Source organism: Pedobacter glucosidilyticus (genome assembly GCF_002483235.1).
GTDB lineage: Bacteria > Bacteroidota > Bacteroidia > Sphingobacteriales > Sphingobacteriaceae > Pseudopedobacter > Pseudopedobacter glucosidilyticum_B.
Genome location: NZ_DLHN01000017.1, coordinates 232,000 through 255,402 on the forward strand (window position 1 = coordinate 232,000; position 23,403 = coordinate 255,402).

At 34.9% G+C, this 23,403-nt stretch carries 25 protein-coding genes; 7 read left to right on the top strand and 18 right to left on the bottom strand.

Annotation, left to right across the window (positions count from 1 at the left end):
• Position 1 precedes the first annotated feature (1 nt).
• From B2745_RS04700 to B2745_RS04710, 3 genes are read left to right on the top strand one after another with little or no spacing between them, the layout of a single operon-like run.
• On the top strand, positions 2–319 hold the full coding sequence (locus B2745_RS04700; RefSeq protein WP_304064123.1) for a hypothetical protein: 318 nt from the start codon (positions 2–4) through the stop codon (positions 317–319).
• A 39-nt stretch (positions 320–358) separates the two neighbouring features.
• A complete protein-coding gene (locus tag B2745_RS04705) occupies positions 359–2,659 on the top strand; it encodes a TonB-dependent receptor (RefSeq protein ID WP_304064124.1) in 2,301 nt (766 codons plus the stop codon).
• A 32-nt stretch (positions 2,660–2,691) separates the two neighbouring features.
• Positions 2,692–3,255, top strand: a complete 564-nt coding sequence (locus B2745_RS04710) for a hypothetical protein (RefSeq protein ID WP_304064125.1) — start codon at positions 2,692–2,694, stop codon at positions 3,253–3,255.
• Between the two features lie 375 nt (positions 3,256–3,630).
• On the opposite strand, the gene hisS is transcribed toward B2745_RS04710, so the two are convergent.
• From hisS to fumC, 5 genes are all read right to left on the bottom strand, one after another.
• Positions 3,631–5,160: a histidine--tRNA ligase gene (hisS, locus tag B2745_RS04715; protein WP_304064126.1), complete on the bottom strand. Its 1,530-nt coding sequence runs from the start codon at positions 5,158–5,160 to the stop codon at positions 3,631–3,633.
• 55 nt (positions 5,161–5,215) lie between these two features.
• Positions 5,216–5,635 (bottom strand): hypothetical protein, encoded by a 420-nt coding sequence (locus tag B2745_RS04720; RefSeq protein ID WP_304064127.1) that lies wholly within the window; start codon positions 5,633–5,635, stop codon positions 5,216–5,218.
• Positions 5,636–5,667: 32 nt separating this feature from the next.
• Positions 5,668–6,105 carry a low molecular weight protein-tyrosine-phosphatase gene (locus B2745_RS04725; protein ID WP_304064128.1) on the bottom strand — a complete coding sequence of 146 codons (438 nt, stop codon included), beginning with the start codon at positions 6,103–6,105 and terminating at the stop codon, positions 5,668–5,670.
• Positions 6,106–6,114: 9 nt separating this feature from the next.
• Complete coding sequence (locus B2745_RS04730; RefSeq protein ID WP_304064129.1) at positions 6,115–6,609, bottom strand: fumarate hydratase; 495 nt, start codon at positions 6,607–6,609, stop codon at positions 6,115–6,117.
• A gap of 107 nt (positions 6,610–6,716) precedes the next feature.
• Complete coding sequence (fumC, locus tag B2745_RS04735) at positions 6,717–8,114, bottom strand: class II fumarate hydratase (RefSeq protein ID WP_304064130.1); 1,398 nt, start codon at positions 8,112–8,114, stop codon at positions 6,717–6,719.
• Between the two features lie 159 nt (positions 8,115–8,273).
• Between fumC and B2745_RS04740 the strand changes: the two genes are divergently transcribed.
• From B2745_RS04740 to B2745_RS04750, 3 genes are read left to right on the top strand one after another with little or no spacing between them, the layout of a single operon-like run.
• Positions 8,274–9,494 carry a serine hydrolase domain-containing protein gene (locus B2745_RS04740; protein WP_304064131.1) on the top strand — a complete coding sequence of 407 codons (1,221 nt, stop codon included), beginning with the start codon at positions 8,274–8,276 and terminating at the stop codon, positions 9,492–9,494.
• A 57-nt stretch (positions 9,495–9,551) separates the two neighbouring features.
• Positions 9,552–9,875 (top strand): YbaB/EbfC family nucleoid-associated protein, encoded by a 324-nt coding sequence (locus tag B2745_RS04745; RefSeq protein WP_304064132.1) that lies wholly within the window; start codon positions 9,552–9,554, stop codon positions 9,873–9,875.
• An 11-nt stretch (positions 9,876–9,886) separates the two neighbouring features.
• Positions 9,887–10,579 carry a metal-dependent hydrolase gene (locus B2745_RS04750; protein ID WP_304064133.1) on the top strand — a complete coding sequence of 231 codons (693 nt, stop codon included), beginning with the start codon at positions 9,887–9,889 and terminating at the stop codon, positions 10,577–10,579.
• Between the two features lie 121 nt (positions 10,580–10,700).
• Here B2745_RS04750 and B2745_RS04755 read toward each other — a convergent pair whose 3' ends face one another.
• From B2745_RS04755 to trmB, 10 genes are all read right to left on the bottom strand, one after another.
• Positions 10,701–11,972 carry a glucose-1-phosphate adenylyltransferase gene (locus B2745_RS04755; RefSeq protein WP_026902672.1) on the bottom strand — a complete coding sequence of 424 codons (1,272 nt, stop codon included), beginning with the start codon at positions 11,970–11,972 and terminating at the stop codon, positions 10,701–10,703.
• Positions 11,959–13,389 carry a glycogen synthase gene (locus B2745_RS04760; RefSeq protein WP_304064134.1) on the bottom strand — a complete coding sequence of 477 codons (1,431 nt, stop codon included), beginning with the start codon at positions 13,387–13,389 and terminating at the stop codon, positions 11,959–11,961. Before B2745_RS04760 ends, B2745_RS04755 begins: the two co-directional genes overlap by 14 nt.
• Before the next feature lie 73 nt (positions 13,390–13,462).
• Entirely contained in the window at positions 13,463–16,264 is a 2,802-nt protein-coding gene (polA, locus tag B2745_RS04765; protein WP_304064135.1) for a DNA polymerase I, read from the bottom strand.
• Between the two features lie 91 nt (positions 16,265–16,355).
• A complete protein-coding gene (locus tag B2745_RS04770; protein WP_304064136.1) occupies positions 16,356–16,925 on the bottom strand; it encodes a DNA-3-methyladenine glycosylase I in 570 nt (189 codons plus the stop codon).
• On the bottom strand, positions 16,922–17,134 hold the full coding sequence (locus tag B2745_RS04775) for a DUF2683 family protein (protein ID WP_304064137.1): 213 nt from the start codon (positions 17,132–17,134) through the stop codon (positions 16,922–16,924). Before B2745_RS04775 ends, B2745_RS04770 begins: the two co-directional genes overlap by 4 nt.
• A gap of 104 nt (positions 17,135–17,238) precedes the next feature.
• Entirely contained in the window at positions 17,239–18,003 is a 765-nt protein-coding gene (locus B2745_RS04780; protein ID WP_304064138.1) for an endonuclease/exonuclease/phosphatase family protein, read from the bottom strand.
• Positions 17,996–18,565, bottom strand: coding sequence for an HNH endonuclease (locus tag B2745_RS04785; RefSeq protein WP_304064139.1), 570 nt, complete (start codon positions 18,563–18,565; stop codon positions 17,996–17,998). Before B2745_RS04785 ends, B2745_RS04780 begins: the two co-directional genes overlap by 8 nt.
• Positions 18,566–18,619: 54 nt before the next feature.
• On the bottom strand, positions 18,620–18,964 hold the full coding sequence (locus tag B2745_RS04790; RefSeq protein ID WP_304064140.1) for a carboxymuconolactone decarboxylase family protein: 345 nt from the start codon (positions 18,962–18,964) through the stop codon (positions 18,620–18,622).
• Positions 18,965–19,037: 73 nt separating this feature from the next.
• Entirely contained in the window at positions 19,038–19,379 is a 342-nt protein-coding gene (locus B2745_RS04795) for an MGMT family protein (protein ID WP_304064141.1), read from the bottom strand.
• Complete coding sequence (gene trmB / locus B2745_RS04800) at positions 19,380–20,030, bottom strand: tRNA (guanosine(46)-N7)-methyltransferase TrmB (protein ID WP_304064142.1); 651 nt, start codon at positions 20,028–20,030, stop codon at positions 19,380–19,382. It abuts the gene before it with no gap.
• A 105-nt stretch (positions 20,031–20,135) separates the two neighbouring features.
• Here trmB and fcl point away from each other — a divergent pair, with 105 nt between their 5' ends.
• Complete coding sequence (gene fcl / locus B2745_RS04805; RefSeq protein WP_304064143.1) at positions 20,136–21,065, top strand: GDP-L-fucose synthase; 930 nt, start codon at positions 20,136–20,138, stop codon at positions 21,063–21,065.
• Between the two features lie 52 nt (positions 21,066–21,117).
• On the opposite strand, the gene B2745_RS04810 is transcribed toward fcl, so the two are convergent.
• From B2745_RS04810 to B2745_RS04820, 3 genes are all read right to left on the bottom strand, one after another.
• Complete coding sequence (locus B2745_RS04810; RefSeq protein WP_304064144.1) at positions 21,118–21,867, bottom strand: zinc ribbon domain-containing protein; 750 nt, start codon at positions 21,865–21,867, stop codon at positions 21,118–21,120.
• The gene (locus tag B2745_RS04815; protein WP_304064145.1) at positions 21,867–22,964 is read right to left on the bottom strand and encodes a Nif3-like dinuclear metal center hexameric protein; all 1,098 of its coding nucleotides are present in this window, start codon (positions 22,962–22,964) and stop codon (positions 21,867–21,869) included. The genes B2745_RS04810 and B2745_RS04815 overlap by 1 nt, the downstream gene beginning before the upstream one ends.
• A 75-nt stretch (positions 22,965–23,039) precedes the next feature.
• Positions 23,040–23,399, bottom strand: coding sequence for a TM2 domain-containing protein (locus B2745_RS04820; RefSeq protein ID WP_026902683.1), 360 nt, complete (start codon positions 23,397–23,399; stop codon positions 23,040–23,042).
• Between the last annotated feature and the right edge of the window lie 4 nt (positions 23,400–23,403).

Below are 23,403 nucleotides of genomic sequence, written 5' to 3' on the forward strand. Positions count from 1 at the left end.
AATGGGTCATAAAAAAGGAATAAAGTTTTTAGGTTTCTTACTGCTTTTAGCAGTAATACTTTCTTCTATTCCTTTTCATCAACTATTACACCAGCATCAAAACTTAAAAGAGCATACAAATACGTATGAGCTCAATAAGTACGAGCAACACTGCTGTAAACCAGTAAATGTTTTTCATAAGAATGCTGCTATTCTTCAAGAAGATTTTTTTCTTTTCATAAAACAGCAAGAGACGCTTTACCATAACATTTACCAAAATGCTGTCATTTTAAAAAGCTTATCTTTTTCTAATAAAGCACCCCCTGTTTATCTGTCTTAAACATTTCTTTAGTTTTTTACGGATAAATTTTTACACTTAATGAGGTATTTATTAATACTTTCTTTCCTATTTATTTTTACGGAGTTGAGCTTGGCTCAGAATTGTGACTTTTCGATTTTTGGAACTGTTAAAGATGTAACAGACGGAAAAGTTTTGCCTGGCGCTAGCATTAAACTCATTAAAGAAAACCAAGTTACGGTTTCAGAAATTGATGGGCATTTTCACTTTTACAAGTTATGCGCTGGAAATTACATGCTGGAAGTATCTTTTGTGGGTTATAGCTCCACCATCGTGTCTATTGATGTAAAGGGTAAAGCAGATTTAACTATCAGTTTGGAGCCATCATCATCATTATTAAACACCGTAAAAGTATTAGGCACCAAAAGTATTGAAACACCACTTCAAAGTACTGCTAAATTAAAAGACCGAGAATTGGCTTTAACCAGAGGAGAATCATTAGGAGAATCTCTAAAAAAAATACCTGGACTAAACTCAATTCAAACCGGGCCCAGCGTTTCTAAACCGGTGATACATGGCATGCACTCTAACCGGGTATTGATTTTTAATTCTGGCGTACGATTAGAAGGACAACAATGGGGAAGTGAACATGCACCAGAAGTTGATCCTTTTTTAGCAAATGAGATTAAAGTAGTAAAAGGAGCGGCTAGTGTACAATACGGTCCAGATGCGGTTGGTGGTGTTATTTTAATTGAGCCAGCTTCGCTTAATTATGATAACAGGTTTAAAGGTGAAGTGGATTTTGCTGCGATGAGTAATAACCAAATGGGTGCTTTATCTGCAAAAGTTGAAGGCGCTAATAAAGCCAATACTTTTGCATGGCGCTTACAAAGTACTCTTAAACAAGCTGGAAACGCTAAAACTGCTGATTATATTCTGGATAATACTGCTTTTAGAGAGCTTAATGGTTCTTTAGCGTTGGGATACCAAAAAGGTCATTTCAGTAGCGAGCTTTTTGCTAGCTCTTTTAATACTAAATTAGGGATTTTTACCGGTTCTAACATTGGTAGCGAAAGTGATTTGCTGGCAGCTATCCAAAGGCCTAGGCCAGATATTATTGGAGACCGCTCTTATGAAATAGGTCGTCCTTATCAGGATGTGCAACATCAAACTATAAAATTAAAATCTTCTTATTTGTTTGACGAGCTTGGCAAAGCTGTTTTACAATATAGCTTCCAACGCAATATACGCGAAGAATACAGTTTGGTAAGAGGCTCAAATAGTAATAATTATCAATTACAGTTTGAACTTAACACTCAAAATTTAGACCTCTATTTTGAACATAAACCCTTTGGTAATTTTACAGGAAAAATTGGTTTGACGGGAATGTATCAACAAAATTTTTATGATGGAAGTTACTTGATACCCTTTTTTGACAGTTACAATACGGGTGCTTATTGGATAGAGAAATGGTCTAAAAACCGCTTTGAGGTTGAGGCTGGTTTAAGGTTTGATTATAAATATATGCAAGCCAAGTTAAGAAATAACCCACGTGATAATAATAGTCCTATCATTACTCCTGAATTTAATTTTAACCAAACAGTAGGTACATTAGGAGCTTCTTACTTACTAAAAGAGGGCTTAAAAGTTCATGCTACGATGGCTCAAGCATGGCGTCCACCTGCCATAAGCGAATTATTTATTGATGGTATTGTACAAGCACAGGCTGCTTATGTTATTGGAGATAGAAATTTAAAAGAGGAATCGTCTTTAAACTTAAGTACTGGTATTAGTAAAACATCAGGCAAACTTACCGGAGATTTAAGCTTTTATTATGACTTTAATAATGATTATATCTATCTACGCCCCACACAAGAGTTTATACTTACTACCCGAGGCACTTATCGAGTTTTAAGATATGTACAGGTTGATGCTCGTTTTTATGGTACTGATGCTTTTCTAGCTTATCAACTCCATGAAAAATTAAATATAAGCTTGAAATATTCTGGTGTGAGGGCTTACAATAAAGCAAATAACAGCTTTTTAGAACTTATTCCGGCAGATAGAACATCAGCTACTTTAAGTCTAAAACTCCCTGATTTGAAACTTATGAAAAGTAACCTCTTAGATTTTAATGTACAGCATGTTGCCCAACAAAGTAGGGTAAACCCTGGTGCAGAACCTCTGCTCCCACCGGCTGCTTATACCCTTTTTGGTGCAGATTTTACAAGTAATGTCAAATTTGGAAAGCAAATTTTAGGCTTTGGTTTAAGCGCACAAAATTTATTTAATAAAAGCTACAGAGACTATTTAAACAACTTCAGGTATTTTAATGATGACCTTGGACGAAACATCATTATAAGATTAAACATGAAATTTTAACTCGATTATCAACATTTAAAACAATTAAGAACATGAAGAACAAATTTAAATTTTTAGCTTTTGCAGTCCTTTTAATCGGAAGTATTTCTGCTTGTAAAAAAGATGAGCCCCTACCGGATGTAAATGAAGATGAACTGATTACTACAGTAACTTTAAGATTTACTAATGCCGCCAACCCAAGTGATGTGGTTACTGTAACAGCCAGAGATCTAGATGGAGATGGTGGTAATGCTCCGGTTATTGGAAGTATACAATTACGTCCTAATGCAACCTATAATTGGGAAGTAACACAAATTTTAAATGAAACGGAAAGTCCAGCAGAAGACATTAAGGAAGAAATTGAAGAGGAAGATGATGAGCATCTATTAGTTTACACAGCTACGCCAGCAAATTTAATAGCTATAAATATTACTGATAAGGACAGAAATAACTTACCTGTTGGCTTAGCAGGTACAGCAACCACAACAGCAGCTGGAACTGGTAGTTTAAGAGTAACTTTAAGACACCAACCAAATGGTTTAAAAAATGGTACTGCTACCCCCGGAAGTACTGATTTCGAATTTACTTTCCCATTAACTGTGGTAAATCCTAGTTAAGCATTAATTTTTTATTTCATAGAGGTTGTTTATCATGTTTCCTTCAACATGATGAACAACCTCTTTTCATATATTGCCCTACGGAAATTACTATGTTATAACAAGGTAATCACAGGTTACTTATAGGATAATTTACATAGTGAATACCTTGTTAATACCCTGTTAGCACCCTGTTAATGATAGCTATGTCTTGTAAGAAAGACGATAAACCTCAGGCGTTTTAGATGCTGTTAAAAAACTTAAATAGTAACATCAACTTTAACTAAGGGAAACTATTGTTTTAAATTTCTTTTTTACCGATGAGTTTAAACATCATGGCCTCAAAAGTGGAAACATAAGGTTTTTATCTCCACACTTTTTAGCACTATAAAAAGACTATTTCTTTTGAGAAAGATTTAATTGGGATATTATTTCTGCTATGCTTAAGCTTTCTTGTGTACCGCTTTGCATATTCTTAAAAGTTAATTTTCCGCTCTGCATCTCATCGCCACCAATAACAATTACATAAGGGATGTTTTTGTCATTAGCGTATTGCATTTGCTTTTTAATTTTAGTACCAAATGGATAAAGCTCTGCATGAATATTTTGCGCTCTTAGTGATGCTAGTATGGGTAAAGCATATTTTTCTTCTTCTTTACCAAAAACGCATATCAAAACTTTGGTACTTTCTTGTGTTGTATTTGGGAAAAGCTTTAATTCTTCTAAAACATCGTAAATTCTATCAGCACCAAAGGAGATACCTGCACCAGTTAAGTTTTGTAAACCAAACATCCCGGTAAGGTCATCATACCTGCCGCCACCACCAATAGAGCCCATAGCTACTTCGTTGGTTTTCACTTCAAAAATACAGCCTGTATAATAGTTTAAACCACGGGCTAAGGTTAAATCGAGTTCTATTTTAGCTTTGTTGAGCTTAAAACTAGCCAAATAATCAAATACTTCTCTTATTTCTGCAATACCTTTTAAACCATTTTCAGATGTTTTTAAAATAGTATCTAATTGTGCTAATTTTTCTTCGTTAGAGCCTGCCAATAATATTACAGGTTTAAGTGTATGCAAATCATCGGCTGTAAAGCCTTTGCTTAAAAGCTCTTTTTCAACACCTTCTAAACCAATTTTATCTAATTTATCAATGGCAACAGTTAAATCAACAATTTGGGATGGTTTACCAATAAGCTCTGCAATGCCTGTTAAAATTTTTCGGTTATTGATTTTAATGGTAAAATCTGTTAATCCTAGCTTGCTTAAAGCTTCATCGTAAATGCAAATAAACTCGGCCTCGTTAAGTAAAGAGTTTGAGCCAACTACATCGGCATCACATTGGTAAAACTCGCGGTAACGCCCTTTTTGCGGTCTTTCTGCTCGCCAAACAGGTTGTATTTGAAATCTTTTAAAAGGGAAAGCTATTTCATTTTGATGCATCACCACGTACCTGGCAAAGGGTACGGTTAAATCATATCTTAAGGCCTTACTGCATATTTCTGAAGCACACTTATTCTGAATTCTCCTAAACTCATCAAGATATTCCTTGTTTTTCTTTAATGATTCAGGCGTTGGGGGTTCTAAAGTGTTGTCAATTATTGCTCTTTTTTCAGTCCCATCATCTCTAAACTTTCCTACTTTGTAGTCATCCCCATATTTATTTTTAAAAGAATGAACCATATCTATCACATTTTGATTGAGATAATCTACACTATTCAGAATTTTGAAAATCAGCTTATCGCCTTCATCACTATATTTACCGGTTAAAGTATCTAAGTTTTCCATGGTTGGCGTTTGGATTTCTTGGTAGCCAAACTTTTTGAAAACGCTTTTAATAGTGTCGTAGATGTGGTTTCTACGAATCATTTCTACCGGACCAAAATCTCTTGTACCTTTTGGGATGGATGCTTTAATAATTGCCATGCGGCAAAAATAGAAAAAAAGCTTTAGGAAAGCACAGGCTTAAGCTGATGTTGTTTTACTTCAACACATCAGAGAAATACCATTTATCTATGATATTTTGCCTTTCTGCCGGGGTAAGTTTATAAAACTCTGGGTTTTTCTTGATGAAAGTTTTGAGTGCATTTAACTGGTTAAACCAGATTTTGGCATAATCGCCACCATTTTTCATACCATATTTATTCAGAAACTCGGCGTAACTTTTTTCGTTTTTTAGGATTTTAGCTTCATTAGCCTCTAATTCTTTCACAGCTTCTTTAGAAGCCGGAAGTTTAAAATCTGTTCTTTTACTTTCAAATTCTTTTCTGGCTTTTAGGTAAGACATAAAGCTTTCATCCTGATTTAGGTAATAATAAAAGTACTTGATATCTTTTTCCTGCTTTTGAGCAAGAACCTGTAAACCTGCAAATAAGAATAATAGTAAGATAAGATTTTTCATGAAAACGCTATTTTAATACAATGCTAAAGTTTTTAATGCTTTAATTCTTGCAAAAGTTTTTCACACCGTGTGTAAACCATATCAAAAACAGGGGCAAATTCTTCATCGTTATAATAGGGGTCTGGTACAAAAGCATCAGGAATAAAAAGCTTTACTTTTTCTTCTTGTTCAGCCGTTTTAGCCTGAGCGATAACATCACGGTAGTTTTGCTTATCCATCACCAAAATAAGATCAAAAGCCTCAAAATCTGTCGAGCTAAATTGCCTTGCTCTTTGGCCTGTAATGTCAATACCGTTTGCTTTGGCTACCGCAATAGAACGTCTATCTGGTTGACTACCAATATGCCAAGAACCTGTGCCGGCCGAGTCTATTTCCCAGTTTAACCCTTTTTGTTTTACCAAATGCTCCATAATACCATGGGCTAATGGCGATCTGCAGATATTGCCTAAATAAACCATTAAAATTTTCATAAATCTTTATTATAAGTTACATGAAGTTCTTTTTTTTAGAACTATTAAGTGTGGAAGGCTTTGTAATTTACTTTTTATATATAGGGTGTCTTGATGTTTTTTCTGCATCAAAAAATCATATTCAAACTTACCAAAGCGGTAGCAACTGTTCTCAGGCTTATATTTATAGTCTTGGTTTACAAAAGCTCCGTTAAGCTTTAAAGTATCGGCTACTACTAGATAAGTTCCTTTTACATACTCGCTCCAAGTATTGGTATTGTAGCACTCGCCGCCATACAGATTTACTTTAGAATGTGTGTTTATCTGGAGGTAAAAAGAATCGCAAGTAAATTTAAATTGATATTGCTCGTAATTAACCAATTGGTTTTTAAGCGGAATGCTATCTTCTGTCCAGCTACCCTGTAAGAAAGCATCTCCGGTACTTGGTACCTGCTCATTAAAAGAACATGCTTGAAGGAAAAGTAAAAATACGGCAAATAAAATTCCAGATTTATGATTTATCATCCTCATCTTTTTTAGAAACCCAACCGTAGAACCTAGCATGTAAAATTTGGACTTTTTGTAAAGCAGAGGTTAAATAACCTCTGCTATAAGAAAATTACTTTTTGTAACTATTTAAGTGAGCCTACCATATCTTCTGGCTTCACCCACTCTGTAAATTGCTCGCTGGTTAATAAACCAAGTTCAACAGCAGCTTCACGTAAGGTTTTATTCTCTTTATGGGCTTTTTTAGCAATTTTAGCTGCATTTTCGTAACCAATATGTGGGTTTAAAGCAGTTACCAACATTAAAGAGTTTTCTAAATGCTTTTTAATTTCTGGTAAATTTGGCTCTATACCTACCGCACAATTATTGTTGAAAGATACACAAGCATCACCAATTAAACGGGCAGATTGCAAAACATTAGCTGCAATTACAGGCTTGAAAACGTTAAGCTCGAAATGTCCGTTTGAACCTCCGAAAGAAACGGCTACATCATTACCTATAACTTGTGCACAAACCATTGTTAAAGCCTCTGGCTGCGTAGGATTTACTTTACCTGGCATGATAGAAGAACCTGGTTCATTATCAGGGATAATAATTTCACCAATTCCGCATCTTGGACCAGAGCTTAACATCCTCACATCATTACCTATTTTCATTAAAGAAACCGCAGCTCTTTTTAATGCACCTGATAATTCTACCATCGCATCATGTGCTGCTAAAGCCTCAAATTTATTAGGTGCAGTTACAAATGGTAAACCTGTTAAATCTGCAATATGCTTAGCTACCAAAACATCGTAACCTTTTGGTGTATTTAAACCTGTACCAACCGCTGTACCACCTAAAGCCAATTCTTTTACAGCTTCTAAAGCTTGTTTTATGGTTTTAATACTATTTGTTAATTGTTGTGCATAGCCAGAAAACTCTTGACCCAGGGTTAGCGGTGTAGCATCCATAAAATGGGTACGCCCGGTTTTTACAATTTCTGCAAAATCCTGAGATTTCTTTTCTAAAGTTGCCTTTAAAAGCTCCAAGCCTGGTAAAGTAATTTCTACCACTTGCTTGTAAGCCGCAATATGCATAGCTGTAGGGAAAGTATCGTTTGATGATTGTGATTTATTTACATCATCATTTGGATGCAATACTTTTTTATCATCATTTAAAGAACCACCATTGATAACATGCGCTCTGTAAGCAATTACTTCATTAGCATTCATGTTAGACTGTGTGCCAGAACCTGTTTGCCAAATCACCAATGGAAACTGATCATCCAATTTACCTTCTAAAATTTCTTCACAAGCTTTGGCAATTAAATCTCTTTTTTCTGTAGAAAGTACGCCTAAATCGCAATTAGCCATAGCTGCCGCCTTTTTTAAGTAAGCAAAAGCATAGATAATTTCTTTAGGCATTGATGCCTCTGGACCAATTTTGAAATTATTTCTTGAGCGTTCTGTTTGTGCTCCCCAGTATTTATCTGCCGGCACTTTAACCTCGCCCATGGTATCATGTTCTATTCTGTATTCCATTTCGCTAATTAATTTTTAAATGCGTTCAAATTTATAATTTTTGTCCGTTTTATCTGATATAAACAAACAAATAGCCGAATGTTTAAAACTCATTTCTGTTTTCTTTTATATAATTTCTAATTTTCCCTCGTTTACAATTGCGAACCATATTTTTTTTTGATGATACAACGTAGCTTTTTTATAGCCTCTATTTGCGCCATTTTATGCTCTTCCTGCTCTTCTAACACAGAAAAAAAGGATAAAGACCCTAAAGTTAGAACCATTGATGATGATAAAACTGATAGTCTTCTTTTAGTTTACGATGAAAAAAAGGAAGATAAATATATTGCCGAATTTGCCCAAAGACTTCATAAGCGTTCTGGTTTTAACGGAAATATTCTGGTTGCTAAGAAAGGAAAAATCATTTATCAGAAATCTTTAGGCTGGGCTGATTATCTGCATCGCGATAGCTTAAAAATAAATTCGGTATTTGAATTGGCATCCGTAACCAAAACTTTTACCGGCGTTGCTATTATGCAGCTGATAGAGCAAGGAAAACTTTCTTTAACTGATGATGTGAAAAAGTTTTATCCTAATTTCCCTTATGATGGTATTAACGTAAAACTATTGCTTACCCACAGAAGTGGTATGATGAATTACGTTTACTTTATTGATGATATTTGGAGGAAAGAAAAGCGAGACATGAAAAAAGGCATCACCAATAAGGAGGTGATGAACATTATTGCTGAACGCAAACCTAATCCTTACACCAAACCTGATAATCGTTTCCATTATAACAACTCTAATTATATGGTTTTAGGTGCCATTATAGAAAAAGTTACAGGTATGAGCTATGCTGATTATATGATGGAAAATGTTTTTAAGCCTGCCGGGATGAAAAATACCCACGTTTATTCTAAAGCGGTTTATGATAAAATTCCGGTAGATGTTGTAGGGCATGACCGTACTTGGCGCTACTCGGTTGTACAAAATTTCTTGGACGGCCCAGTTGGCGACAAAGGTATTTACAGCACAGTACATGATTTAGTTTTGTACGATAATGCCTTAAAAACTGGTAGATTATTAAATAAAGAAAGTTTAGACTCGGCTTATACCGGAAGAAATACACCTGTTAATGGTCACTTTAATTATGGCTACGGCTGGAGGATTTTTGATGGCGATAAAGGTGAAAAAGTTGTTTACCACACCGGTTGGTGGCATGGATTTAGACACATCTACGTAAGGGACCTTAAAAAAGACATTGTTATTGTTTTATTAGGCAATTTAACCAATGGCAGCTTGTTACATTTAGATGATTTATATAAACACTTAAAAGTTCCTGTCATTAGAAAAAATGCTTACCACGGCAGCGGAAGCTTACCTGGAAGCGATGAAGATTAACATTATTTAAAACATTTTATCATAAAATTTATTTAACCATTTAACAAAAGAGCCAACATGTTTGACAAGTTATTTGAAGCACAAAAGAAAGCAGAAGAAGTAAAGAAAAGACTAGAAACCATTAGCGTAACTGGCGAGGCAGAAAACGGTGCTATAAAAGTTGTGGCTACTGCTGATAAAACCATTAAATCTATCGCTATAGCTGATGATTTTTATCCCTCAACAGATAAAGAGGCTTTAGAAGAATTAATAGTGGTAGCCGTTAATAAAGCTTTAGAACAGGCAGAAAAAATTTCGCAAGCAGAAACTGCCGCCATGACACAAGAAATGTTAGGCAGCATGGGTGGCTTAGGCGCATTAGGCAATTTATTTGGTAAATAAATAAACATTTTATGAAAGTAAACTATTTAGGACACTCTTGTTTTTTACTACAAACAGGAGGTAAAAAAATTTTAATTGACCCCTTCATTTCACCTAATGAAACGGCAAAACATATCGATATCAATAGTATCGAGTGTGATTATATTTTAATCTCTCACGGTCACGGAGACCACGTAGCCGATGTACAAAGCATAGCGCAAAGAACAGGTGCTAAATTGATAAGCTCTTATGAAATTGTAGAGTGGTTTGCTAAACAAGGTGTAGCTGGCGGACATCCACTAAATATAGGTGGCTCTTGGACGTTTGATTTCGGAACCGTAAAAATGACTTATGCTGCACACTCTAACTCTCTTCCAGATGGATCTTACGGAGGTACAGCAGGCGGTTTTATCATTAAAACAGAAGGAAAATCTTACTACTATGCTGGCGATACTTCTCTTACTCAAGATATGAAGTTAATTGGCGAGTTTCATGATATTGAACATGCCTTTTTGCCTATAGGCGATAATTTTACCATGGGCGTTGAGGATGCTACCATAGCTGCAAAATTTGTAGGCTGTAAAAAAGTTATTGGAATGCATTACGATACTTTTGGCTATATCAAAATAGATAGCGATGTTGCTAAACAGAAATTTGCTGATGCTGGCCAAACGCTTACGCTGATGAAAATAAGTTTAAAAGAGGAAGATAGTATAGAGATTTAAGGGGCTTATCTTTATAGAAAAAGCGTGTTCCATTGATTTGAAACACGCTTTTTTATGATTTGATTATCCTTCGACCTCTGCTAGGAAAATTACTATATCAAATAATCTCCTTTGCTTCTCTCTAGCCTATAACCGTTCCATCAGCAATAACGGCCTTTTTCTTGATAACAATAATACCATCTTTACAGGTATGGGTATCAAAATCTCCATCTTGCAAATGCGGACCACCATTAATGACAACATTATTACCGATAAAACAATTTTTATCCAAAATTGCATTGCTAATGGTACAATTTTCACCAATACCGGTTAAAGGTTTGTGGGTTTGTTTTAAACCTTCAATTTCTTCAAGGGTTTGGTAATAATCGCTACCCATTACATAACAGTTAGAAATTTTTGTGCCTGCGCCAATTCTGGTTCTGATACCTATCACTGCTCTGGTAATTTCTTCTGCATGAATGATACAACCATCAGCAATAACGGTATTGGTTAATTTTGTTCCTGATATTTTAGATGGAGGAAGCATCCTAGCTCTTGAATAAATAGGATTAGTACCAAATAAGTTAAACTGAGGGACTTCATCAGTAATACCCAAATTGGCTTCAAAGAAAGAGTCTATATTTCCAATATCCGTCCAATAACCTTCGTACTGATAACTTACAATCTTGTTTACGCCAACGGCCTGTGGGATAATTTCTTTACCAAAATCATGACGCTCGTTACCCTCTAACATATTGATTAAAACATCTTTATTAAAAAGATAAATACCCATAGAAGCCAGGTAATGTCTGCCTTGTTTGGCCATCTCTTCGCCCACTTCAGACTCCCAACCTATAATTTTCTCGGCATTGGGTTTCTCTGTAAATGCTGTTATAGCTAGGTTTTCATCAGCTTTTAAAATTCCAAAACTGGTTCCGTCTTTGGCATTAACCGGTATGGTAGCAATAGAAATATCAGCACCTTTTTCTATATGCGAATCAACCATTGCTTCAAAATCCATCTGGTAAAGCTGGTCGCCGGATAAAATTAACACATATTCAAAATCATGCTGTTTTACATGATGTAAGCTTTGCCTTACAGCATCAGCTGTACCTTGGTACCAGGTTGTATTTAATGGTGTTTGCTCGGCTGCTAAAATATCAACAAAAGCATCGCTAAAAACGCTAAAATGATAGGTGTTTTTGATGTGCTTATTTAAAGATGCTGAGTTAAACTGTGTTAAAACGAAAATTCTTTTTAAATTAGAATTGATACAGTTAGATATTGGAATATCAACCAAACGATATTTACCTGCTATAGGAACTGCAGGTTTAGAACGTGTTGCTGTAAGAGGATAAAGACGAGAGCCTTGCCCGCCACCTAGGATAATTGAAATGACTTTAGATGGTACCATATTGTTGTATTAAGCTGTTGTATAACTGTATGTATTGCTGTGCCGATTTATTCCATGAAAAGTCTAAACTCATCATAGATTTTCTTATTTGTGTTAACTTTTGATTGTCTTGATAAAGGTAGATAGCCCTTTCAATTGCTTTTACAATATCGCTTACTTCACAATTATCAAATCTTATACCATAGCCATCGGTATCATCCATATCAATAATAGAATCTTTTAACCCACCGGTTGCCCTTACGATAGCTACTGTGCCATATTTTAAAGCATATAATTGATTTAAACCGCAAGGCTCTACTCTTGAAGGCATTAAAATAAAATCTGCGCCAGCATAAATCTGATGCGAAAGCTCTTCATTATAACCGATGTAGACATTATAATCTTTAAATTCTTCTTTTAAATCTACCAGTTGCTGTTCAATATACTTCTCGCCAGAACCTAAAACCAAAACACTTATTTGGCCTTCAAAAGCTTTAAAACTATCCCTTATGGCATCGGCGAGTTTATCTGCTCCTTTTTCTAAAACTAACCTGCCGATAAATGTAAATAGTGGTTTTGTTTCATCTAAGCCAAAAGCTCTGCAAATTTCTGCCTTATTAAAAGCTTTACCTTGCACTACGCTAGTAGCAGTATAGGTTTTAGCAATCATTTTATCTTTAGCTGGGTTCCAAACCGCTGGATCTATGCCGTTTAAAATACCTATACCTTTTTGCTGCTCTAGCTCGAATAAAAATTCTAGTCCGTTTGCTTGGTGTTTTAGCTCTGCCAAATAACTTGGCGAAACGGTGGTGTAAGCCCAACAACATTTTACTGCTGCGGCTAAAGAATTGATACATCCGCCCCAATCTAAAAGCCCTGTTTTGCTCGTATCGGCATCTGGCAGGTAATAAAATTTATCCCAACCTAACCAGCCTTGGTATTGCCCATTATGGATGGTTAAAACAGTTGGTACATCTTTTAAAGTGTTAAATCTGGATGAATGCTGCATGAGAAAAGGCACTAAACCAGCGTGATGATCGTGACAATGTACCAAATCTACCTGTATATTGGCTTTTACCAGCCAATCTACCACAGCAATTTGATAGGCTACAAACTGCTCTATTTCATCTGGATAGCAATATATTTCTTCGCGGTCTAGTAAACTTGGTATTTTAACTAAATAAAGCTCAAAACCTAATACATCTTTTTCTTCTTTCAGGATTTCATAATCAAAAACCCTTTGCCCTAAGTTAGAAGAACTGCTAAAAACGTTTATTAAACTATGCTCTTGCGTAAATTTTCGATTATAAAAAGGCATTACTACGCTTGCTTGTACACCTTCTTGCTTTTGATATTTTGGAAGTGCACCCACAACATCGCCCAAGCCGCCTGCTTTGGCTACCGGATAACATTCTGCACTTAAATGTAATACATTCATTAAAGATAAATTGGTGCTTTAATTTAGTATTTTGTTATTTAAATGAAGAATTATTTCTTAATAAATTATGAATCTAATGTGCCTCTAACCAATTATATCCTTCGCCAATTTCTACTACAATAGGTACAGTTGTTTTAAGGGCATTTTTCATCCTGTTTTGGATAATGGTTTTCATTTGCTCCTTCTCAGAAATTAAAACATCAAAAACCAACTCATCATGCACCTGCATGGTCATTTTAGATTGCAGCTTTTGGCTGATGATGTCTTGATGAATTTGTATCATGGCTACTTTTATCATGTCTGCCGCAGAACCTTGTATAGGCGCATTAATTGCATTTCGCTCTGCAAAACCTCTTACTGTTTGGTTGGCCGAGTTGATATCTCTTAAATATCTTCTACGCCCCATAATGGTTTCTACATAACCGTTTTCGCGAGCAAAATTCATGGTATCAGCCATATACTTCTTAATACCAGCATACTGAGCGAAGTAGTTTTCTATAATTTCGGCAGCCTCTTTTCTTGGGATGCCTAAATTTTGAGATAAACCAAAAGCAGATTGCCCGTAAATAATTCCGAAGTTTACGGCTTTTGCATTTCTTCTTTGTTCTGATGTTACTTCTGATAAAGCTACACCGTAAACCTTAGCTGCGGTAGCCGTATGGATATCTAAACCATTAACAAAAGCTTCCATCATATTTTCATCTTTACTGATTTCGGCAATGATACGCAGCTCTATTTGAGAATAATCGGCAGATAAAAGAATATGATTTTCATCTCTTGGGATGAATGCTTTTCTTACTTCTCTACCTCTTTCTGTTTTAATGGGGATGTTTTGCAAGTTTGGATTGTTAGAGCTTAACCTTCCTGTTGCAGCTACTGCTTGGTTATAAGAAGTATGCACTCTACTGGTTTTAGGATTAATCATCAGCGGAAGCGCATCTACATAAGTAGATTTTAATTTACATAACTGACGGTAATCTAATATATCTCTTACAATGTCTGATTTATTGGCAAGTGCCAACAATACATCTTCTCCTGTTTGATACTGCCCGGTTTTGGTTTTCTTAGCTTTATCATCAAGCTTTAGCTTATCAAATAAAACTTCGCCTAATTGTTTTGGTGAACCGATATTGAATTTTACACCAGCTTTATCAAAAACTGTGGCTTCTAAACGGTTTATTTCTACTTCTAAATCTTTAGAATAGGTTTGAAGTTGTTGAACATCTATCCGTACACCTTCTTTTTCCATATCTGCCAACACATAAATAAGCGGATTTTCAAGGTTTTGAGCTAAACTGTCGGCTTGTACCTCTTTAAGTAAAGGTTCAAAAACTTCTTTTAATTGTAGGGTAATATCGGCATCCTCGGCAGCGTAATCTTTTGCTTTCTCTAGCTCAACATCACGCATATTACCTTGGTTTTTTCCTTTCTTACCAATTAACTCGGTAATAGAAACAGGCGTATAACCCAAATAATTTTCTGCCAATACATCCATATTATGGCGGGTATCAGGGTCTAGCAGGTAATGAGCTAACATGGTGTCAAACAATTCGCCTTTGAGGTTGATGTTATACCATTTTAGAATAAGTAAATCGTATTTAATATTCTGACCGATTTTTCTGATGTTTTCATTTTCAAAAACAGGTCTAAACTCTTCCAAAACAACTTTACATTCTTCCTGATTTTCTGAAAGTGGTACGTAATAACCTTCTCCAGTTTTAAAACTGAAAGATAAACCTACTAACTCAGCTTCATGCGCATCTAAACCAGTGGTTTCTGTATCAAAGCAAATTTCCTTTTGTTTTAAAATTTCTTGGATGAGGTTTTGTCTGCTTGCTGCATCATTAACTAAATGATACTCGTGTGGCGTATTATCAATATTTTTAGATGGAATGATAGCTTCTGCAAGCTCGGTAACTGGTTTTTGCACCAAATTACTTGCCGCTGGGCTACCAAATAAATCCATTTGACCGCTGCTGTTGGTTTTTGCATCGTTAACAGAAAAATCTTCTCCGAAAACACGTTTACCTAAAGTTCTAAATTCTAATTCGGCAAATAAAGGCTCTAAAAGCTCTTTATTTGGCTTATCTAGTCTAAAGCTTTCCTCATGAAACTCAACCGGAGCATCTAATAAAATTGTTGCCAACCTTTTAGAAAGTAATCCTTGAGCGGCAAAAGTCTCCACATTTTCTCTTTGTTTGCCTTTAAGCTCGTGACTGTTGGCTATGATATTTTCCATAGAGCCATATTGCTTAATCAAAGCTTTAGCGGTTTTTTCTCCAATCCCAGGGATACCTGGTATATTATCTACAGCATCGCCCCAAAGACCTAAAATATCTATCACTTGGTGGATATGTTCTATCTCCCATTTTGCTAAAACTTCTTTTACACCTAAAATCTCCATATCATTACCCATTCTAGCAGGTTTGTAGATGAAGATATTTTCTGATACCAACTGGGCAAAATCCTTATCTGGAGTCATACAAAAAACTGTAAAACCCTCTTTTTCTGCCTTTTTAGCTAAAGTTCCAATCACATCATCGGCTTCGTAACCATCAGAAGTAATTACCGGGATGTTAAACCCTTCTATCAGCTTTTTCACATAAGGCAGCGCCAGAGATAAATCCTCTGGCATGGCTTGCCTATTGGCTTTATAAGCTAAAAAATCGGTATGTCTTTCTGTTGGCGCTTCTGTATCAAAAACTACCGCAATATGAGATGGATTTTCTTTCTTTAAGACTTCTAATAAGGTATTGGCAAAACCCATTACCGCCGAGGTGTTGATGCCCGTAGAGGTAAATCTTGGATTTTTACTTAACGCAAAATGGGCTCTGTAAATTAAAGCCATCCCATCTAAAAGAAAGAGTTTTTTCATTTTTATTGATTTGAGTAATGATACCTGCTTGGTTTAAAAGAGGCATCTTCCAAATTTATAAATATATTAAAGATTATGGCTGTTGCCGATGCTATTTATGTGTACAAGTAATTAAATGATCATTTACCATACCAGTTGCTTGCATGTGTGCATAGCAAATGGTTGTACCAAAAAATTTAAAGCCTCTTTTTTTCATATCCTTGGCAATAGCGTCTGATATTTCTGTACGGGCAGGAACATCTGCCATACTAGAAGGGAAGTTTACAATAGGCTTTTGATCAGGCATAAAGGAATACAAATAGGTATCAAAAGAGCCAAATTCTTGCTGCACTTTTAAAAACAATTTTGCATTATTAACCGCCGAAACTACTTTTAAACGATTGCGGATAATGCCTGGATCTTGCAAAATACGTTCTATATCAGTTTCGGTAAATTGGGCTACTTTTTCTGCATCAAAATTGGCAAAAAGCCTGCGATAGTTCTCTCTTTTACGTAATACGGTTATCCAACTTAAACCTGCTTGTGCAGCTTCAAGAATTAAGAATTCAAAAAGTATTTTATCATCATGAACTTCTTTCCCCCACTCTTCATCGTGGTATTTTACATATAATGGGTCTGTGCCGCACCAAGGGCAACGTGTGTTTAATTGGGGTTGGTTCATTGGCGGATAGCTTTCATTTCATCCAAACTTATAAAGTTACCCTCAGCAATTTGCTGTTGACTTTTCTTGACTTTTTGTACAACAGCTTCTGGAAGTTGTTCTTCTACACCAGCTTTTAGACACTCAAAATCTACTTTAAGCGCTTCTAAAACCGCTTTTAATGCCTTTTCTTGAGCTTTTGTTTGAGGATGTATGATATAAGAATCCATAGCTTAAATTTAAGCTTTTTATAATAAAGTAAGCAAACCGAAGGTAAGTTAGAAAATTACTTCTTGAGAAGAATTACTTTCAATTAAAACTCATACAACATTTTTTATATTTCAAATTCGATATAAACTCCATTATGGTCTGACATAAATTTCCCTTGTTCTGTAAAATGATTCCAAGCTCCAACTTCATAAGTTTTCATTTGTTTTATCAGACTATTTGATATACAAATGTGATCTATATTATTTCTTATTTTTCCCTTTTTAGGATCTTTAGTCAGATATTTTTCAGAAAAGTCTATTTCAGTCATACATTTCAGGTCAAGTTTCATCAATAACTCTGATAAAATTTGTCTAACTTTTATTGTACCATAACCCTGATTATTAAATCGGGTTTGATTAAAATCTCCAATTACAAATAATGGGAATTTTTCGGTCTCTAATAACTTTTTCCAATTTTCACTTTGAGCGTATAAATCTTTTTCGTGGTACTCCCAAATCTTATAATTCAAATTTCCATATCTAACCCCTGAAACTCCAGCTTGATGATAAGGAATAATAGTTCCAAAAACAGAAATATTTCCAAAAGGTGATTTTATAATTCCACTTACAGTTCTGAAACTATCAAAAGTCTCTATTTGTTTAAGTATTTCCCATTTTGACCAAATTGTAACCCAATGTTCATTTGGTGTTCTATCAAACGATAAAGTACTGATTTGAAAAGGATAGGTTTCTGATAAGTCTACAGCTTTGGAAGTTTCTGTGAGTACAATAATATCAGCATTTACTTCTTTTATTTTTTCGATAGCAAGTTTAGTCTTCTCTGCTTTTGAGCTTGGTCTTTCGAGATTCCAATTGGCTATTTTATACATTTACTTTCTCTGTAATATTTAATATTAATTCATTTGGTTTTGGAAATTTCGTTGGTAAGAACTCGATTTTGAAAGGTAAGTCCATAGTTTTCAAATCCTCAATATTATTATCAAGTAATTTGTAATTGTTACAATAATTGAAGGTCAATTTCAAATAGCGTCTGATTATCATCAAAGGCAAAAATTGTCCTTTCAAATTCATCCATTCCATTAGATCTTTTTTTCCTTTTGAGCTGTTACAAACCCTACAAGCAAAGATTAGATTCTCAGCATCGTCTTTTCCGCCATATTTTTGAGGAAATATATGATCTAGAGCTAATTTTTCATTTGAGCCGCAATAATTACAAACTTGCCCTGTTTGAAGTTTAATTTTTTCATCATCAAAAATAGTTCTTAAATTCATTGTTCCATCTTTAAGCCCTTTGAATACTTTTGCTCTAATCATGAAATTGAATCTTTCGTATTTATCTTGTTTTTTGTCAACGGCCGTATGCGCCATTGCCAAATTCGCATACGAATAGTAAATAAGTTCTTTTACTGTTTCAAGTATTTGTTTCGACATTTTTAGGAATTTCTTTTAGCGATGGCTTAGTCTAAAATACAATAAAAATATTAACTAACCCGCATTCAACTCATCCCAATATTCTACTGCTCTTCTGTAATGTGGGATAACAATAGAACCACCAACCAAATTAGCAATCATAAAAATCTCATTCATTTCGGCGTGGTTTACACCAGCTTCATGGCATTTTCCTAAATGGTATTTGATACAATCATCACAACGTAAAACCATAGAGGCTACTAAACCCAACATCTCTTTAGTTTTTACATCTAAAGCACCGTTAGCGTAAGTGGTAGTATCTAATGCAAAAAAACGTTTAATATTGGTATTTGCACTTTCCATTATCCTATCGTTCATTTTTGTACGATAGTTATTAAAATCATCAACCAGTTTTCCCATGTTATTTTTTTATTACGAATATAAAGATGCTATTCCCTAACCATGCTATGGCTTTGTGTAAAAAAGATGATGCTTATTTTTCTAAATAAATTTCTAGGGCTGGGTCCCAAAAAAGCTGCTTAAAATTTATGATTTGGTCGTTTTCTACTTTAATACCTTCTTGTTCTAGTAATTCTTGCATCGCGGTAGCTTTGCCAAAATAAAACTTACCGGTTAGCAAACCATTTCTATTCACTACCCGATGCGCTGGGACTGGTGGATGTGCCGTAAAAGAACTGTTCATGGCGTAACCTACCATTCTGGAAGAACCTTTTGCCCCTAGAAAAGCTGCAATAGCACCGTAAGAAGTAACTCTACCTTTTGGAATAAGCCTCACTACCTGATAAACCTGTTCAAAAAAAGTAGCCTTTTCCATCTAAGAAAATTTAAATTTAACGTAATTGATGTTTTTCCCTTTTTGAAGGTATAAACGCTCGTAATGTGTTTTAATAGCTAAAATCTCATCTCCGGGATGCGTTTTATAAACATCTGTAGTTTGTTCTTCTATAAGGAATTTTAGCTCTGCTATTTTTTCTAGTGTATAGTCGTAAAAACCATCATTATCGGTTTTTAGGTGCATATAGCCTTTGGCTTTGGTTACCGTTTTATACTTCTGTAAAAAAGTGGGATTGGTTAATCTTTTTCGTTCTAAAGGGCTTTGTGCTTGTGGGTCTGGGAAAGTAAGCCAAATTTCATCTACCTCGCCAGCCTCAAAATAATCTAGTAAATTTTGAATTTGTATTCTTAAAAAGCCTACGTTATCTAGGTTCTCATCAAGAGCCATTTTTGCACCAACCCAAATTCTGTTGCCTTTATAATCTATACCTAAAAAATTCTTATCAGGATATTTGCGCCCCAAGTTAACGCTATACTCGCCTTTTCCACAGGCCAATTCTAATATTAAGGGATTATCGTTTTTAAAAAAGGCTTTCTTCCAGTTTCCTTTAAAAGGCTTTCCGTTTTCTAATTGCACCACATTTTTAAAAGTGCCTATCTCTGTAAAGCGCTGTAATTTTCTTTTTGCCACGTATCTAGTATTTCCACAAAAATAACCTTTCTTTAAAATTTAGCACTAATAATCATAGCAACTACCAAAAGAATTATATTTTTGCACACATCTTAAGATAAAGTTTTGGAAAAATCAGCAAAAATTTATGTAGCAGGTCACCGTGGTATGGTAGGCTCTGCCATTACCAGAAAACTTCAAAAAGAAGGTTATACCAATATCATTACCAGAACATCTGCTGAACTTGATTTAAGAAACCAGCAAGCAGTTACTGATTTTTTTGCTACCGAAAAGCCTGAATATGTTTTCTTAGCAGCAGCAAAAGTAGGCGGCATTGTAGCTAATAATACTTACCGGGCTGAGTTTTTGTATGATAATTTGCAGATACAAAACAATATCATCCACAATTCTTATTTAAATAACGTTAAGAAATTATTGTTCTTAGGTTCAAGCTGTATTTATCCAAAAATGGCTCCTCAGCCTTTAAAAGAAGAATATTTATTAAGTGGCTATTTAGAAGAAACCAACGAGCCTTATGCCATTGCTAAAATCACAGGTATTAAAATGTGTGATGCTTACCGTAGTCAATATGGTTGCAACTATATTTCTGCTATGCCTACCAATTTATATGGTTATAACGATAATTATCACCCACAAAATTCGCATGTTTTACCTGCTTTGATTCGTAAATTCCACGAAGCAAAAGTTAATGGCTTAAACGATGTTACCATTTGGGGAACCGGAAGCCCAATGCGTGAGTTTTTATTTGCTGATGATTTAGCTGATGCTTGTTATTACCTGATGTTAAATTACAATGAGCCTCATTTAATTAATATTGGTACTGGCGAGGATATCACCATTAAAGACCTAGCTTTAACTATTAAAGAAATTGTAGGTTTTGATGGCGAATTAAAATTTGATACTTCTAAACCAGATGGTACGCCACGTAAACTGATGGATGTAAGTAAACTACACAGCAAAGGCTGGAAACATAAAATAGAGCTTAAAGAAGGCATTCAATTAGCTTATGAAGATTTCTTAAGCAAGCATGCTTAAACAAAAAAAGGTGGTTGAAATTTCAACCACCTTTTTTTATGCTTTTTAAAGCTTAAACTGCTACGTTTTTAATATCCTCAGACATGGTCTCGTCAATTAAAATACGTCCGCAATGCTCGCAAACAATAATTTTTTTACGTTGACGGATATCAGACTGGCGTTGAGGTGGAATTTTATTGAAACAACCAGAGCAAGAATCTCTCTCGATAGTTACTACTGCTAAGCCATTTTTAAAGTTTCCTCTTAAACGGTTGTAAGCAAATAATAAACGTTCTTCTATTTTCTCATTTGCTTTCTCTGCCTGAGCTAACAACACTTCTTCTTCTTTCTGAGTTTCAGAAGTTATGGTTGCTAACTCTGCTTTTTTTACTTCTAAGTCCTTTTTACGATCTTCTAAGTTTTGTGCAGCACTTTCATAAACATCAGTTTTAGTTTTAATCTCATACTGATGCTCTTTAATCTTCTTCTCGCAAACTTGTATTTCTAAACCTTGGATTTCAATCTCTTTAGCAAGAGCATCAAACTCGCGGTTATTCTTTACGTTGTTTTGTTGAGTTTCGTATTTTTTGATTAAAGCCTGAGCTTCTTTAATCATATTTTTACGATTTACAATCGCATCTTCCAGATCATCAAGCTCTGCTTTGATTTTTTGTATGCGGGTTTCTAAACCAGCAACATCATCTTCTAAATCAGCAACTTCCATTGGAAGCTCGCCTCTTGTCTGACGAATTTTATCAACTTTAGTATGAATTGTCTGCAGTTCGTATAAAGCTTCAAGCTTTTGTTCTACGGTTTGTTCCATTAAGACAAATATTTTATTGGGTTTGTATTATGTACAGTTAAACGGAGTGCAAAGTTAGGAAAATTATTTTGAATTATTTCCAATAGTAAGTCTTGCGTAAATTGCTCACTTTCAAAATGTCCGATATCGGCAATGATAATTTTACCATCGGCATCAAAAAACTCGTGGTATTTAAAATCTGCGGTTATAAATATATCGGCCCCAGCCTGTATGGCTTGTTGTAATAAAAAGCTTCCAGAACCTCCGCAAACAGCTACTTTACTAATTTTTTTCTCTAAAAGTGCAGTGTGTCTAATCACAGAAACTTGCATATTTTGCTTCAGTAACTGTAAAAATTCTAGCTCATCCATAGGTGCTTTTAATTCTCCAAGCATACCTGCGCCTACTGTTTTTAAAGTATTAGAAAGTGAAAATAAATCGTAAGCAACTTCTTCGTAAGGGTGCGCTTGCAGCATAGCATCTACAATTTTGTGCTCTAAATGTGCTGGGATTAACACCTCTACGCGATATTCTTCTTCTGAATGTCTTACATTTTTTTCGCCTAAAAACGGATTGGCTTTTTCGTTAGCCTTGTAATTGCCATTTCCAATATTTTCAAAGCTACACTCGCTGTAATTACCAATACTACCAGCACCGGCTAAAAACATAGCATCTTTTACTTGCTCTTTATGCTGCGTAGGCACAAAAACCACTAATTTTTTTAAAAGTGCTTCTTTAGGAGCTAGTATTTGGGTATTGATTAAACCTAACTTATCGGCTATTTTTTTATTTACACCATTGTAAATATGGTCTAAATTGGTGTGGATGGCATAAATGGCAATATCATGTTTAATGGCTTGTATAACCACACGCTCTACATAGTTTTTACCGTTAAATTTCTTTAATCCTTTAAAAACTATGGGATGATGAGCAATAATAATATCACATTGCTCATCAATAGCTTCTTGTACAACAGCTTCTGTACAATCTAAACATATTAAAGCTTTTTTTATTTCTTGAAGAGGATGACCAACTATTAAACCTGCATTATCATAAGCCTCCTGATAAGAAGCTGGTGCTATGCTTTCTAAAAAAGAGCTAAGTTCTTTAATCTTCATAAGCACTAAGTTAGCTTTTTATGGCAAATCATTGGCAATAAAAGCTCATCCAAAACTTATGATACAATCAAAAAATTATACGGTAGCCATCCCAACAAAATGACGACTTTCTAAAGCCATTTTATGGTTATACTCGTTTGCTAAACTTTTGTAATTGATTAAATCTACGATAGTACCAATAAAGCATAAACCTGCTGTAAGGAAATATAAAATACCCATACCCATTTGGTTGGTTACAAAACGTTGGATACCAGCTATCCCAAAAAATCCTAGAATGGTAAATAATAAAACGTGTTGTGGGTCGCGGCGTTTACCGGTATAAACCAATTCAAAGTTTCTTACTTGGTTTTCATTTAAGTCTTTCGTTATCTCTTGAATAAAAATCATTTCTTCGGTAGTAACGTTGGCTAGGTGGAAAAGGAAATTATGTTTCATTTAC